The 16230-nt window shown below is 36.8% G+C and carries 11 protein-coding genes; 4 read left to right on the top strand and 7 right to left on the bottom strand.

The annotated features are described in order from the left end of the window. Nucleotides 1–66 precede the first annotated feature (66 nt). Both M3166_RS04640 and M3166_RS19485 read right to left on the bottom strand, forming a co-directional pair. Nucleotides 67–1065 carry an ABC transporter substrate-binding protein gene (locus M3166_RS04640; protein WP_251687758.1) on the bottom strand — a complete coding sequence of 333 codons (999 nt, stop codon included), beginning with the start codon at nucleotides 1063–1065 and terminating at the stop codon, nucleotides 67–69. 119 nt (nucleotides 1066–1184) lie between these two features. After that, nucleotides 1185–1994 carry a helix-turn-helix domain-containing protein gene (locus M3166_RS19485; protein WP_251687757.1) on the bottom strand — a complete coding sequence of 270 codons (810 nt, stop codon included), beginning with the start codon at nucleotides 1992–1994 and terminating at the stop codon, nucleotides 1185–1187. Nucleotides 1995–2233: 239 nt separating this feature from the next. Here M3166_RS19485 and M3166_RS04630 point away from each other — a divergent pair, with 239 nt between their 5' ends. After that, on the top strand, nucleotides 2234–2572 hold the full coding sequence (locus tag M3166_RS04630) for a GlpM family protein (protein WP_014823793.1): 339 nt from the start codon (nucleotides 2234–2236) through the stop codon (nucleotides 2570–2572). 79 nt (nucleotides 2573–2651) lie between these two features. Here the strand turns inward: M3166_RS04630 and M3166_RS04625 are convergent, their stop codons facing one another. Then, complete coding sequence (locus tag M3166_RS04625) at nucleotides 2652–4004, bottom strand: TraB/GumN family protein (RefSeq protein WP_251687756.1); 1353 nt, start codon at nucleotides 4002–4004, stop codon at nucleotides 2652–2654. A gap of 321 nt (nucleotides 4005–4325) precedes the next feature. Here M3166_RS04625 and M3166_RS04620 point away from each other — a divergent pair, with 321 nt between their 5' ends. Further along, nucleotides 4326–4799 carry a YusW family protein gene (locus tag M3166_RS04620; protein ID WP_251687755.1) on the top strand — a complete coding sequence of 158 codons (474 nt, stop codon included), beginning with the start codon at nucleotides 4326–4328 and terminating at the stop codon, nucleotides 4797–4799. Nucleotides 4800–4928: 129 nt separating this feature from the next. Here the strand turns inward: M3166_RS04620 and M3166_RS04615 are convergent, their stop codons facing one another. Next, entirely contained in the window at nucleotides 4929–6722 is a 1794-nt protein-coding gene (locus M3166_RS04615; RefSeq protein WP_251687754.1) for an S-layer homology domain-containing protein, read from the bottom strand. Between the two features lie 259 nt (nucleotides 6723–6981). Between M3166_RS04615 and M3166_RS04610 the strand changes: the two genes are divergently transcribed. Continuing rightward, nucleotides 6982–9489: a sensor domain-containing protein gene (locus M3166_RS04610; RefSeq protein WP_251687753.1), complete on the top strand. Its 2508-nt coding sequence runs from the start codon at nucleotides 6982–6984 to the stop codon at nucleotides 9487–9489. Nucleotides 9490–9553: 64 nt separating this feature from the next. Here M3166_RS04610 and M3166_RS04605 read toward each other — a convergent pair whose 3' ends face one another. The 3 genes from M3166_RS04605 to M3166_RS04595 are packed head-to-tail and all read right to left on the bottom strand — an operon-like array spanning nucleotide 9554 to nucleotide 14296. Then, a complete protein-coding gene (locus tag M3166_RS04605; protein WP_251687752.1) occupies nucleotides 9554–11368 on the bottom strand; it encodes an ABC transporter substrate-binding protein in 1815 nt (604 codons plus the stop codon). A 19-nt stretch (nucleotides 11369–11387) separates the two neighbouring features. Continuing rightward, nucleotides 11388–12884, bottom strand: a complete 1497-nt coding sequence (locus tag M3166_RS04600; RefSeq protein ID WP_251687751.1) for an ABC transporter permease — start codon at nucleotides 12882–12884, stop codon at nucleotides 11388–11390. 14 nt (nucleotides 12885–12898) lie between these two features. After that, the gene (locus M3166_RS04595; RefSeq protein WP_251687749.1) at nucleotides 12899–14296 is read right to left on the bottom strand and encodes an ABC transporter permease; all 1398 of its coding nucleotides are present in this window, start codon (nucleotides 14294–14296) and stop codon (nucleotides 12899–12901) included. Between the two features lie 170 nt (nucleotides 14297–14466). Between M3166_RS04595 and M3166_RS04590 the strand changes: the two genes are divergently transcribed. Continuing rightward, complete coding sequence (locus M3166_RS04590) at nucleotides 14467–16203, top strand: ABC transporter ATP-binding protein (protein ID WP_251687748.1); 1737 nt, start codon at nucleotides 14467–14469, stop codon at nucleotides 16201–16203. The last annotated feature ends 27 nt before the right edge of the window (nucleotides 16204–16230 follow it).

Below are 16230 nucleotides of genomic sequence, written 5' to 3'. Positions count from 1 at the left end.
CCTTTCACAGAAATATTGTACAGTCTGTTCTACCTTCTCTGAAGCTGTCTATTGAATAATTCGTAATTATTTAAATACGTTTTCATTAAATGCTTTCAGGAAGTTAATTTTTGACCAAGCTGTTCCTCCCTGTGCCATTGCATCTATAAGATTAACATGTACATTATTTGTTTTAGCAGCAGTTGTACTGTTAAATATGGGATTATCTAAAATCTCTTGTAATAACTCAGGAGTATCCTTATTTTCATCATCAGCAAATTGAAGGAAAATCATATCCGGGTTCCACTCTGCCAATGTTTCATATGTAATCGTTGTTTGTGCTTCAATTGAATTCAATTCTTCCGGCACTGAAAAGCCAAAATCTTCATAAATAGAAGGGTTTAAATATACTCCTGCTGGATAGACCGACAAACTGCCACGTACACGGATGATAACAACCTTTTTATTTTTCAGCTCACTGTTGGAAATCGATTCTTTCGTACTGGCTAATTGCTTATCATAGTCATCCAGTGCTTTCTGTGCTTCTGATTCTTTGCCGGCTAATTGGCCAAATAATAATAAATTTTCTTTCCAGTTTGTAGAAATATGAGAATAAGGGAATGTCGTTGCTATTTTGTTGTAATTCGACATTTGTGCTTCATCCCATTTGCTCGTTCCTATAATTACATCAGGGTTTAAAGAAAGCATGGCCTCTGTACTCGGTTCTTTTTTGGACCCGACAACAGTTGCTCCTGCCAAATCCGCCTCCAAGTATTTAGGAATTGACGTGCCATCAGTAGAAATAACACCTGCAGGCTTTACACCGAGTACTGCAGCATCTTCCATCGCTTCCAGACTTGCTGTAATAATTGTTTCCACATTATCAGATACTTTGTAGTCGCTTCCTAAATAAAATATTTTTTGTTCTGTTGCTTCATCTACAACAGGTTTTTCTTCATTTGAAACTTGTGCTGTCTTATTTTCTGATTCAGCTGCAGATGACGAATCCACCTCTTTATCCGCATTGCATGCAGCAAGCATTAATGCAATTGCCCCTGCACTGATTAATGTACGATATTTTTTCATCATTTTTCCTCCCGCTTAACCGATAATGATTATCATTATCATCTTATTTACAATGTCGATAATATCAAACGGTTGTTTTTACGTACATAGAGTTTTTTACAAATTGCATGGATTTTTGCTTAAACAGTTAAATATTGCTTACGGAAATTTGTCGGTGTCATGTGATATTGCTTTTTAAAAACTCGGCAAAAGTAGAATGCATCTTGGTAACCGATTAGTTCAGCAATCTCCTTAATCGGAATTGATGTGGTACGCAGCAATTCCCGGGATTGTTTTAATCGGATCTCCGTTAAAAATTGAATTGGTGACATGCCTATTTGCTTATCAAACAAATAGGCAAATCTTCGACGATCACACCCTACCTCCTCCGCGATCTCTGCTATTGTTATAGGTAAATTATAATGTTCGGTTATAAATGTAATCGCCTGGTCCACTACATTGTTTGAAGTTTGCATTTTTGCGCAAATAACAATAAATTCCACCAACTGCAAAAACAGAGACTTACATTTCAGCCGGTTCATATCGCCCGGTATTTTTTCGAAATAGATTAATTGATGGACTAAATAATCCAATTTATGATGATGACCAGTAGCGATTTCAAAATGGCCTATATCCATTGAAAAAGGACGGTTTAACATTTCATAATGCAGTACCGTATAATGCCATGGTTCCTTACTTGTAACTTTAATATCAATCGCCATATTAGGTCCGGCATGGAGGATTACCCCTTTATGTATAGCGTATACTTCCCCATTCAGTGAAAAATCTGCACTACCCGACAGAGTAATAACGAGTCCATTTAAACATGGGGCTGTATTACGATTGTGATCATGTACATTAGGATCTAAACTAGTTACAAATAAATCAGTATATTGAATCGATGTGTTGGCAAAATATTTTATTAAATCGTTCGTTTGAATTCTCCTCACCCCTTTACCATTACGGTAATGATAATCATTTTCAATAAGGGTACACTACTATGACTAGAAAATTCAACATATTCTTACAACTCGAGAGAATTAATGCAATTTTTTATAAAACTAAACGGAAAACCTACCTAGTAAATCTCGTTTTAATTAATAAATTCTATTTTCCGAAAATGAGATTGATAGATTCAATTCGATGATTTATAGTTATTGTATTTTAATGGAATTGAGGTATACGAAACGTGTTTTATGTCATTCAGTTTATTCTTGGTGGTACAGTTATGCTGTTGGCTTCTTGGTTAAGCAAATCGAATCTGCACTTTTTGTCCGGTATTATAACATTGCTTCCGATCTTAACGTTGCTCAATATGCGATTGCAAATGAAAAATATGACGGAAGACACTTTTCATATTGTCCAGCAAAACGCCATTTTTGGTGCTGTCGGCATGGTGTTATTTACTGTACTTGTTTTTTATTTGTCGGGCTTATGGAAGCCTAGTTATGCTATTTTAGGAGCACTTTCGGTTTACATCGTTTTCATGGTTGCCGGAAGACCTGTGCTAGCGTTATTAAACGCTTAGTAACAGTTTTATTATGAATTCCCAAAAATAAAACGCATGGAGCAGCTACTTTCGTAACCAGCCCCATGCGCTTTTAATTTTATTGATAAAATGGTTTTACTTCATAACCGCTTTGTTCTAAATGATAGCGAATATTTTTATCGACTAAGAAGTGACCTGCGCCAACAACGACAAAGAATGTCCCTTTTTGTTTTTCCAATACATCAACAAGCTTTGCGGCCATTTCTGCATCGCGTTTACCAAACAGCATCTGATTGAACTCAGATGTGTCCCCTTCCATTTCAGTTAAGCTTTCCGCAAACTTTTCCACATCACCTTTGACCCAATTCGTGAACCAGTCTGCCATTAACTGAACATCTTCTTCAGACTGTTCAGTTGGCTCCAAAATACCGTCAAGTGCGGCTACTAACGATTCTTCCTGTGCTTCTGGCGATAATGCTTCAAACATATCGACTTGTGCATTGATACCTTCCAGCTCATAAATAGGTTTTTGCTGTAAGTAAGCTGTTAATAAAAACTGCATATCTACTCCATGCATCGCCATTTCTTCTGCTGTTAAACCAAATGCCCCATCCATCATCATCGACGAAAAATTATTTGAAAGCAGCCATGGCTTTTGTATTTCCAGCTCTTCTATTGGCATTTCTAGCTGTGCTGCAACCTTTTGAAGTTTCGCATACGTTTCTTCACTTACAACATCTTTAATCGTACGTCCATCATTAAACATTGCCTTTTCAATATAATAATCCATCCCGGTAGGATCTAATAAATTCGCCTCAACAAAAAGACCGTCCGACTCATCAAAGGCTTTTGTTAATTTTTTATGCATTGGGTACATATCCGGTGTTCCTACATGAATTGATCCAAGCATATACACTTTTGTATCTTCATCTTCCACTATCCATGCAACACCTTTCGCGCCGGCATTTGCCTGCTCAAATGTATCCTGGATTAGTCGTACGGCGAAAATAACTGCATGTTGTGTTGTAGCTTTTTGATCGAGCATCAAGCCTTTTTCCGAGCCTTGTAAAATTTTATGTTTCTGCATATATGTAACAGCATCTTCTACTGTATCTAATTTGTATTGTCCGACAATATTATAAAGACGGTTAATAACATCGCCGCGTGTGCCACCACCTTTTATCGGAACTGGCTTAAATTCTTCATTTTTATCCAAATTTAAACTTGCAATTTTTTGTGCAGTTAGCTCAATTAATGAATCTAAACGCTCCGTTGTAATCGCTGTACGGAACCCATCATAGTACCATTCGATCGGGAAAATTCCGTATTTCTCACCTTCATTTAATGTACCGAGTGCCCAGCTGCTTATATCAGGTGTTACTTCCTCAGCTTTAACGGCAGGCATAATCGATGTTAGCATCAATGTAGTCCCCAATGTTGTAGCCAAAACGGTTTTACTCATCTTTTTCATTCAAACATCCTCCTGCATTAGAAAGTCATTTCCAATTGGTTTTATGAAATAAATTGGAGAGACAATGGAGAAATTCAGTATAAGTTCATTTTCCATTAAAATCTATTTCACGTGATAAGTGTAACATAAATTTATTTAAATATAGAATATTTTGGCATTCAATTATTTATTGAAGTACCTATTTTATTTTCAGCTAATGATTCGCTATAGACAATATGACATAAACAAAAATAACTATATTTTTCAAAATATTATTAAGTTGATTAATTTTTATTTTATCGGGTATTTTAACAGTAGTTACAAGAAAGGTGGTTTCAATTAATGAAAAAATTTGCATTAATTTGCGCATTGAGTACAACTGCATTGTTAGTAGGCTGTGGTGACAGCGAAGAAGCAACAAATTTGCCTGAAAATGCGCCGACAGAACAAAATACAATGAATCAGACAAGTACTGTAACCGAAACTTCTGATGCCCCATTTAACTTTACTCACTTTGATTTGGATATCCAGTATGCGGATGATAAGAGTTATGAAGTGAGTTATGAAAATGAAGCATCCCGAGCAGAAGCACAAATTGAAGATGAAGTTAACAAAACAAAATTAGAAGGTAATGAAGCAACGAACAAATTGGTCCCAATTTTCGAAGGATTTACATTCGATAAGGATACACCAGATGATGAAGTAATTGATGAAGTACTTCAAAAATTCGAACAACCCGACAGCTTTTTGGAAGTGGAAATAGAAATTAAATTTGCTGATGGTACAGTAAAAGAATACCGTCGTGTAGCACAGTAATAATATATAGGGTTGGGTCAGAAGCTGAAATTTATAAATACCTAAAAAGGCCGTTTATCTCCCAGAGAAAAACGGTCTTTTTGGCTTAGATCCTACCCATTTCATTTTTTAACTCTTAATTTGACACATTTAAATCATCTTTGCGATCTGCAATGTTTTGTACAATACTTTTGCCATTTGAGAACGCGTCAGTTTTCCATTCGGATCAAATTGGCCATTCTCCTTACCACCAAAAATGCCCAATTCATATGCGGCTGCAACAAAATAACGATCAGATGTTGAAAGCTGTTTAAAATCAGTAAATGGAATTTTATTTAAAACTGGGTCTGAAAATTGAATCCCTGCATATTGAAGCAATCGTACCGATAAAACAGCCGCTTCTTTTCGTGTGACAACTTTTTCAGCATTAAAGTAATTTGAATTTGGTTGCTCTAGTATTCCCGCTTCCAACAGCGCTACTATTGAGCTTTCATACCACTTCCCATGTACATCTTGATATGTAGAGCTTTCATTTGTCGTAATATTCATCGAACGAGCAATCATAGCAGCGTATTGTGCTAATGTTACTTTGGCATTCGGTTTGTAATAGCTGCCATCTACTCCTGATACAATTTTACGTTTTGCCAACTGCTCAATTTCATATCGATGTCCATCTGTATGAATATCAAAAAATTGCACTCGACTATTTAAAGCTGTAAACTGTGCGGATGTTTTCGTTTTTATCATAAATTTATTTGCTAGTTTTCTGTATGGCGTTGCTATATACTCCCCACCTTCATGCAATCGCACAATTGTTGCTGATGAAGGCAAGCCTTTTACCTCTATGTCAATATAGGAAGAAAATTCGAAGCTTTCATCATACATATTTGCGGTAAACAGTATGGATTCTTCATTCATTTCTTCAATTGTCATTGTCAAAACATCATCATTATTTGTTTTTTGCACCGCGTCTTTCGGGATTGAGAGTGTAATAGTATCTGAAACAATTATTTTTGTGTTTGTATAACGTTTCATTTGGGAAACAGGCATTACTACCGTGTACATTTGATCTTTTTTTGTAACTTCTATGTTTGTCGAATACTCGCTTTGCTTGTCCTTTTCATCCTCATGATAAGGGTCCCAACCAAAAGACGTATTGCGTTGTACTTCTTCTATATACAGTAAGTCATGGTAATTGGAAACAAAGGTTTGCTGTAAAGTAGTTAACCCGTTGTACCTTACACGTACGGATGCTACTTGTTCCTGTGAAGAGCTTGTCGATAATTTGGAAATTTCATTTATTACTTGCTGTGCGATTGTACGATTGTTTGTTGGTGAAAAAAAAGTCTCATACTCTCGCTTTTTCTCATTCATAAGTGGTGTTAACAACGTTCGAAAATCATAAGGCAGTAATTGATACTCCTGCATGGTAGTTTCATAATTGTAAACATAACTGCTGTCCTGTAGAGATAATTGTTCAAGTTTAAGTTGTACTGCTTTCATTTTTGTCATGTTTTCCATATAATTTTGAAGCTGTAAGTATAAATAATTTGGGATTATCGCTTGTTGAGTAGTCGTCAATGAATGGTAATACCGATTTGTTTCCTCTATATCGCGCAAGAATGTACTGTTTCGTGCAGAGATGGCAGCGATTTTATTTGAAAACATCGTCAGCACATATTGATGATCATGATTACTTCCTAAAAAATAGAAAAGTGTTGTCGAATTGCGGACTTGGTTTTGCTGATAATTCGATAATAAATAATAAGCATTTTTTGCCTCATTTAAATAATAATCGTATGTAGTGTTATATGGATTAATCTGATCAATTAGATTTTCCGTATTTTCGACTTGCCAGTCATATGCAGCATCTATGAAAGCAGGTGCGGTAACGATGATAGCTGGAATTGTAAAGAGTGCCATATATTTTGTTGTTTTTTTCATACGTATAAACTACCTTTCTTTTGTAAACTGTTAAAATCAGTTTAGCACGAAATACCTAGTCGTTGTATATTTTTCCAGATTTTATTAAATACTCACATTACCTACATTTGGTTAAGTTTTATGATTAAATATATTATAATATCCAAAAAATAGTATTTTTTATCAGATAGTATTAAATTATATTGACATTTTGGTGTTATGAACATGAATCATTACGTATCAAAGAAATGGATTTTATAGATGGATGGTGGAAAAATTAATGGAAAATGATATGAACTATCATAAATTCAATCAATTATTTTTAGATCGAAATCTCAATCAAGAAGTGAATAAAGATTTTTTCAATTATTTCACATCTCTTACGAATAATCATCCGAATATTGTCATTGTATTATCTAAAATTGGTAAAGTACTTTCATTAAATGAAAATAAACTCCATGCTTTACTTGGTAAGCCAATAGTAAATGACGAGGACTTCCAACAGTTTGTGTGGGGGGATAACTTAGATTTACTCGAAAATACATTTAATAAAACATTACAAGGCCATGCTGAAAAATGTAGTATTGAAATAAAAAATAATCTTAATAAAACTTTATTTCTCGATCTGACTTTCATTCCGATAATCATTGAAGAAGATGTTGTCGGTGTTTATTTGATCGTTACCGATAATACAGATAAAACGGTGATGAAACAGGAACTGATGTTATGGGAAAATCACTTGAACTATGCTCAGCAAATAGCTGAAATCGGAAGCTGGGAATATTATTTCAATGAAGATAAACTTATTTGTTCCAAAAATTTTTATAATATGTTCGGCATTGATTATCAAAAATATATAAGTATTGAGGAGCCGTTCAAGCAAATACACCCTGAAGATTTGAATATATCTTTACAATATTTAAAAAAATCCATTAGTGACGGCGAAAATTATACGCATAAACTGCGGGTTTATCATAGAAAAACAAAAGATTTAAAACATTTTAAAGTACATGCAGAAGTGTTTTGGGAAGAAGGAAAACCAGCTAAAATCTTCGGAATTATTAAAGATGAAACCTATCAAACATTGCTGAAAAAGCAGCTGATCGAGCAGAATGAAGGCTATAAATCGATTTTTGATAATTTGACATCAGGCATTTGGATGCGAGAAAAAATAGGAGGTAAATTTCTTTTCGCTTCGAAAGGATTGGAAGACATATTAGAGATCCCCCTCTCGACCCTATATGAGGATTCTAAAGCTTGGTTTAACATGATCCAACCCGTCCATCTTTCGGAGTTGGAAAACGGTAAAAAGAAAATGATGAACGGGCAAAGTTTCCAGTGGATTTATCGGATTAATTCCGGAAAAGGTAATACAAAGTGGCTGCTTGAAGAAGTTGTGCCCCGTCTTAATGATCATGGCAAGATAGCGAATATATTCGGTTTAGTTACAGATATTACTTATGAAATAGAAAAGGAACATAAAATAAATTACTTATCCAACTACGATAATCTTACAGGTCTGCCAAATCAGCAAAGTCTATTTAAAAAATTGGATCTCATGTGCGAAAGTGATGAACCATACGCCATTTTTTATTTCGACCTGGACCGCTTTAATATAATCAATGATTCACTCGGCTATTTTATCGGGGATGAAACATTAAAATTCGTTGCAGACCGTCTTGAAAAAATAATGCCTAAAGACAGTTATCTTGCACGTTTAAGCAGCAATGATTTTATTATGATCATAAGAAATTTCGAAAATAAAAAAGAAGTGCTTCAATATGCCAAAACGGTCATCAAAAAAATTAGAGAACCGTTCACTATTCAGGATTACGAGTTAAACATCTCGACTAGTATCGGCATTACCTTCTATCCTGAAGAAGGCAGGGAAAAATTGACCCTTTTGAAAAATGCTCACACGGCACTTTATAAAGCTAAAAAGGAAGGGAAAAGTACTTATCAGCTTTCATCTGATGAAGAGGATGTATCAACTTATAAAAAGTATGCTTTGGATCGCGATATGCGAAAAGCGATTTTAAATGAGGAATTTGAGTTACATTTCCAGCCGCAAGTAGAAACGAGTAATGGTTCTCTTTGCGGAGCCGAAGCACTAATTCGCTGGAACCATAAAGAATGGGGATTAGTGTCCCCTGGTGAATTTATTCCGCTTGCGGAAGAAAATCATATGATCAACGGGATAACTGATTGGGTGATTGAAAAGGTGTGCCAGCTTCTTAAAGAATGGAAAGAAAAAGGACTGCCGATCATTCCGATAGCAATTAATATCCCACCCATCCGATTTATGAAAAAAGGATTGTTTCAACATGTGAAAACACAGTTGGAGCATTACGGGATTGATCCGTTCTATTTGGAATTCGAAATTACAGAAGATACATTGCTAAATATAGAATCAAGTGTTTATTCAACGATTCAAAGCTTAAAAGACCTCGGGATTCGCATCGCGGTTGACGATTTTGGTACCGGCTATGCATCTTTAGCTTCGATTCGAAAGTTTAAACCGAATAAAATTAAAATCGATAAAATATTTATAGATAATATTAATAATGAAGACAAAGTAGATAACGGGATTATTTGCGCTACATTGCATTTAGCGAAATCGTTGGAGATGAATGTAGTTGCTGAAGGTGTAGAGGAGTTTGAACAGCTTAAATTTCTTAAAAAAAATGACTGTGATGTAATTCAAGGGTATCTATTTTCCAAACCCCTTAAGAAAGAAGAGTTTGAAAACATCCTGAAAGTCGGCTATTTATCACCACAAGTTTCATAATCAATCATTTACTGTATTTAAACAAATAAACCGAAGCAACTTTCATAGCTGCTTCGGTTTTTAATCATTTTGATTCGTTATATGCTTTTAAGAATTCTTTTACTTTTGCGCTGTCTGCTTCCAGTTTTAAACCTGTGTCAATTAAAGGTGAAACTGTTGATACAGCCGGCTTTTTCTTACCTTGGTAGTAGCTGATGAACTCTTCTTGATTGATTGAGTGCAGAACTGCTTTACGTAAGTCTGCAGATTTCGCAGTTTCACGACCGCTTGTATTGAACAATAAGTAAGAAACGGCGTTACTGTCAGCTGTTTTTAATTCTAAGTTTTCATCGCCTTCAACTACATCTGTTTTCGTTTCAGGAACTGATTGTAATACGTGGATTTCACCATTACGCAATGCTGATAGTGCACTGTCATTATCCTGGATGAAACGAACGCTGATGTTTTTAATTTTCGGCTCGTTTTCAGTTCCCGCCTGGTATGCAGGGTTTTTCACGAATGTTGCTTCATAGTCATTTTTCTTCACTAAAATATATGGACCTGATGCTGCTAAATGGTTTGCATAACTTGCGCCTTCTGTAACTGTCGATTGATCACCGTAAGCGATATCCGTATTAGGATCATAGCTTGCTACATCAAATGTATTTACTGCAGTTACCGCAGCTTCAGATACAATACCGCCAGATTGGTGCGCTAAGTAGTTTAATACTTGCGGGAAAGGATTTGGCGTTGTTAATTTAACAACTTGGTATTTACCTGCTGCATTGTCTACATCTTTTTCATCTGTCACTACTTCAGAAATCGCTGCAGGCAGCTCATCCGATAATTCTTCTAAAACAGACTTGCCATCTGCTGTTTTCACTGATTCTAATGATGTAATATCCGATACGATTTCAACTGTATCAATATTTTCATGGATTGAATATGTGCGGTGATCCGGTACCGATGTTTCGTCTTTTGCACGGTTTAATGAGAATACAACATCTTCTGCTGATACTAAATCCCCTGTATCAACTGCTTTTTCGCCTTCCACTTTTGCGAAGTTAATATCATCGCGCAGTACGAAATAATATTCTTCATTGTTTTCAGCAATTGCATGGTCGTAAGAAAGTGAGCCATCTGATACGACTTCATCCGTATCTGATAAATTCACTAAACGAACATACATATTTGTGTTCAATGTATTGATCGAGCCATCGTTTGCCTTAACCGGGTCAAGTGAAGTCAATGATGCCAATGCTTGGTGAAGTACCAATGTTTCTGATGCATTTTTCCCTTCATCATTGAATGAAATTGTTTCCCATGCTTGAGCACGTGATTTTGGCAGACGTACTGTATCCGGATTAACTTCCGCTTTATAAATACCTTGGAATTTTTGAGAAATATACAATGGCGCGATATAGGCATTGTCGAATACTAAAGCCTGTTCAAGCTCTTTATATTTATCCTTTGCTTCATCACCAGTTAATGTACTCGCTTCATCGATTAATTTATCGACTGTTTCATCTGAAGTACGGCTGTAGTCCCCACCCGTTTTGAATAAGCCACGTACTGCATAGTCTGGGTTACCAGTTACAGTCGTCCAGCTTGAAATGGCAATGTCAAAGTTGCCCGCATCTTGCTGTGCTGTGAATGAACCGTAATCCGGTTGGATATTCAATTTCACATCGAAACCGTTCTTCACTAATTGGTCACGCACGATATTCATGTCCTGCTCTGAAGAAGCCATACCAAGTAATTCGATGACTGGCTTTGCCCCAGCCGTTTCAGTAGTTGCTGAATCGTTTTCTTTTACATCTGATTTTGTTTCGACACAGCCTGCTAATGCTACTGCTGCCACCGTTGCTGTTGATGCTAACGTAAATAATTTTTTATTCATGAAAAATTCCTCCATAAAGTTAATTAGATTTTGGGTCCAATGCGTCACGCAGTCCATCGCCGAAAAAGTTAAACGATAAAACAAGCAGCATAATACATAGCCCCGGGAAAATCGCTAAATATGAATGTGATTCTAAATACGTACTTCCAACTTTTAAAATATTGCCCCACTCCGGTATATGTGGTTCGATACCTAATCCGAGGAAGCTTAAACTACTAGTTGAAATAACAGCTCCTCCGATTGTTAATGTTGCTTTGACAATCATAGGCGCCAACGCATTTGGAACAATATGCTTGAAAATAATCGAACGGTCATTTGCCCCTAATGCGCGGGCGGACTCAACAAATTCATAGTTTGAAATCTGCAGAACATTCGCCCGCATCGTCCGCGCATATGTCGGAATGGCACCCACACTTAATGCGATAATCAAGTTTGTCGTATTCGCGCCAAATGCGGCAATGATTGCAATTGCCAGCAGAATTCCTGGAATCGCATATAAAATATCCAATGCACGCATAATAATATTGTCGGTATTTTTTCCGTAATAGCCGGAAATCGCACCGAGCGCCCCGCCAATTATTGCCGGGATGATTGTTGCACAAAAACCAACTATTAATGAAATTTGCGCACCGAACACAATGCGGGAAAATAAATCCCTGCCGAAATTATCTGTACCTAATGGATATTCAAGTGTCGGTGTTTGCAGCAATACCGCATAATTGTTTTCAACCGCAAAGTCATAATCGAATGTCCATGAGCTGACAACAGAAAAACTGAACATGAAAACGATGAAAAACAGGCCAAATACTGCCATCGTATTACGCAGGATCTTATTCCATGTAATTTGCCATTTCTCTACTGCGGACGGATCTGCATTTCTTGCTTTACGAATTAACGTTATACCGAGTAACAGCGAGAAGAAATTGCCTGTCAATGTTGGGATAAGCAGTACTATTCCAAGCGGCAGCATCCATTTCGGCGCTGTATCAATTGTTACAAACTTCGCGATTAACACAGCCACTGCTAAATACAGCAATGCCAGTAGGATAAATGCGCCCATTGCAAGAACAAATGTATCCACTACATATGGTTTGAACAAATTTAATCCCGAAATCAGGATAATGAATATTTGCGTCATAAAAGCATAAACAGCAAAAGTATATTCTGCCGTTTTGTTTTTCGATGCGAGCATAAAACCGAATCCAGCAGCAAATACATTCCCGACAAAAATCGTAAGTATCAACGGGATACCAAGAAGGCGTGTATGCTTTGTCAGTTCCCTGTGCTTTGCTAAATCCTTCTTAATAAGCAGTGATGTGAGCCATACATATATTGTTGTACCAATATAAATCGCAAAAAATACAACTACATAAGGCCGCCATACACCTTCTGAAAAATTAAAACTATAAAGTAAAAACAGCAATGAAAAAATCGCAGAAAAAGCAATGGTAAACTGTGCATTTACATACTCTTGTGTTATTTTCAACAGCAGTTTTACGTCTGATATAAATTTCACGTCGTTACCCTCTCCTAAGATTTTTTCATTTTCGAACGAATTCTCGGGTCAAAGAAAGCGTATAAAATATCGATCAGCATGTTCACAATGGAAATGGTGATTGCAATATAAACAACTCCACCCAAAATTGCCGGAATATCCGGAATAAACTGCTTGTCGACAATATAACTTCCTATACCGCTAATATTAAATACTTTCTCTGTTACTGCCGCACCGCCGAGCATTCCGCCAAACAACAGTCCAATAACTGTAATAATCGGAATCATCGCATTACGGATTGCGTGCTTAGTAATTACTTTCCGTTCACTTAACCCTTTTGCTTTCGCTGTAATAATATAATCTTCATGGATTACTTCCAGCATACTTGATCTGGTCATACGGGCAATCGATGCAGTGATCGATGTTCCGAGTACAACAATCGGCAGAACGAGCGACATCCAATTGCTCGGATTATACGTTGCCGGGAACCATTTTAATTCAAGCGAGAACGTCAAAATAAAAATCAACCCTTGCCAGAAACTTGGAATCGATAAACCGATTAATGCGATTAACATAAATACATAATCGATAAATGAATTCGGACGTACTGCCGATACAATGCCGACCGGAATTGCAATGGCAATCGCCATCAGTAATGAAAACATTGCGATTTCAAGTGTTACCGGAAATTTGTTTAATATGCTTTGCGTTACATCTTCCTTTCCAGCAAAAGATGTTCCTAGATCGAATGTGAACAGGCCTGACAGTGAATGCCAAAGCTGCACTAAATAAGGCTGATCCAACCCGTATAGCTTGTTAAAGTTTTCGACTTGTGCAGGAGTTGCCTCCACCCCAAGCAAATTGCGGGCGGGATCAAACGGTGAAATATACAAAATCGTAAACACGAGTGTCGCCACCCCAATGATAACGAACACACTTTGTAATAAGCGCTCAAAAATAAAGCGAGCAAATGGATTACTCGTAATGAGTAGTAAAACATACATCAAAATACCGGGAATTATCGTAATCAGTAAAAAGTTGGGACGTTTTAATAGTGTACTAAAATAATTTTTGTAGGAGTTTTCCACTACTCCATTTAACGCAAGTCTTTTTTCAACTTCCCTATCCAACTTTTGCTGAGCAAGCGCTTTCGCCGTTAGAGTGATCGTTTGCTCATCGACCTTTTGATTGAAAAACTGAGCTTTTGTCCGTTCCTCTACTTCATATTGCTTATGCCATTCGAATACTTTCTCGTCTTCTATTAATTGTCTCTTCACATTCATAGCTTTTTCCGCATACGTTGATTTAGATCGATTTACTAAATAGAACGGAATTGTAAAAATGTGTACGAGCAGACCGAGCAGCACGAAAGCAAAATAATAACTTTTTTTCGAAGCATTTTTTTGAAAGCTTTCAAAAAATAAATGCTGCATGTAACTAAAGCAGCTCCTTTCTTACCAATTCTTCCCACCATTAAAAAGGTGTAAAGAATCTTCACACTTTTAATATTGTATAATCCCTACCTGTATAGTAATGTATTATGTAGAACGAACATTCAGAAGTCAATGAAATTATTTTATTTTTATTAAAGGATGAGCATTTTATGAGTAAAAAGTTGCTTCAAGTAAAGGATTTACGTGTATCTTTTATAACTGGCGAGCAGGAATACGAAGCCGTTAAAGGCGTAAGTTTTCATGTAAATGAAGGTGAAACAGTCGGAATTGTAGGAGAATCCGGTAGTGGTAAAAGTGTAACGGCCCGTTCAATTATGCGTTTACTTCCTTCCCCTCCTTCGTTTTTAAAGGATGGAACGATTGAATTCCAAGGAAAAAATTTAATTACCCAAACGGAAAACCAAATGGAAGCGATCCGCGGAAAAGACATTAGTATGATCTTTCAGGACCCAATGACCTCAACAAACCCTACTATTCGTATTGGAGACCAAATTGCGGAAGGTATCATAAAGCATCAAGGACTTTCAAAAAAAGAAGCGTATTTAAAAACAATTGAACTACTAAAATTAGTCGGAATAAAAAATAGCGAAGAACGTTATAACCAATACCCCCATGAATTCAGTGGCGGAATGCGACAACGCGTTATGATAGCAATGGCATTAGCATGTAATCCTTCCCTTCTTATTGCCGATGAACCGACAACAGCGCTTGACGTAACAATCCAAGCACAAATTTTATCGTTAATGAAGGATATGCAACAGCGATTTGGTACGTCTATTATATTGATAACTCATGATTTAGGTGTCGTAGCGGGAATGTGCGACCGGGTTGTTGTTATGAAGGAAGGCGAGGTCGTCGAACAAGGTACAACGGAAGAGATTTTTGCCAATCCGCAGCATCCTTATACAAAACGACTATTAAACGCTTTGCCTAAGCTTCATGAACCGAAACAGCCAAAAGAACTGCCAAACTTGTCGCCTGACTTGAATATTAATGTGCCGTTAGTCGAAGTTAAAAATATATCCAAACATTTTGAATTAGCAAAAGGCAATGTATTAAAAGCTGTGAACGACTTATCGTTCCAAATTTTCCCGGGTGAAACATTAGGGCTTGTTGGTGAATCAGGTTCCGGAAAATCAACAACCGGACGTACGTTATTGCAGTTGCATGAGCCAACAGACGGTGAAGTTCTTTACAAAGGTGTACCCGTTAGTCGATTAACGAAAAATGAACTGAAAAGTATGCGACGTCATATGCAAATTATTTTCCAGGATCCATATTCAAGTTTAAATCCGAGAAAAAAAGTACTGGATATTATTGGGGAAGCATTGGATGTCCATAAACTGTCCCCTTCCAAGGAAGCACGCCGGGCAAGAGTGGAAGAATTGTTAGAGCTTGTTGGTTTGAATAAGAAACATGCACTTCGCTATCCGCATGAGTTCAGCGGCGGTCAGCGCCAACGAATTGGAATTGCACGTGCACTTGCTGTGGAACCACAATTTATCGTTTGTGATGAACCATTATCCGCGCTTGATGTATCCATTCAAAAACAAGTCGTGGATTTATTAAAAGATTTGCAGCAGCGACTAGGTTTAACGTATTTATTTATTGCACATGATTTGTCGATGGTGAAGCATATTAGTGATCGTGTAGCTGTTATGTATGGGGGAAAAATTGTTGAGCTGGCAGAAAGTGAAGAGCTGTATGCCAATCCGCAGCATCCTTATACGAAAATGTTGCTAGACTCGATTCCCATTCCGGATCCGGCTATCGAAAAACAGAAAAAACGTCATGTTATGACAGACGAGGAACTGGCAGCAAACCGGTTCGATGTAGAAAACACAGAGCTTGTTGAAGTTACAAAAGGCCACTGGGTAGCTATTTAACAGTAAAAAGACTTCAAACAATCGATT

Origin of the sequence: Solibacillus isronensis (genome assembly GCF_023715405.1) — a bacterium.
GTDB classification, from domain to species: Bacteria; Bacillota; Bacilli; order Bacillales_A; family Planococcaceae; genus Solibacillus; species Solibacillus isronensis_B.
Note: the sequence above shows the minus strand (reverse complement) of the source record. Positions and strands in the feature narration are given on the sequence as shown.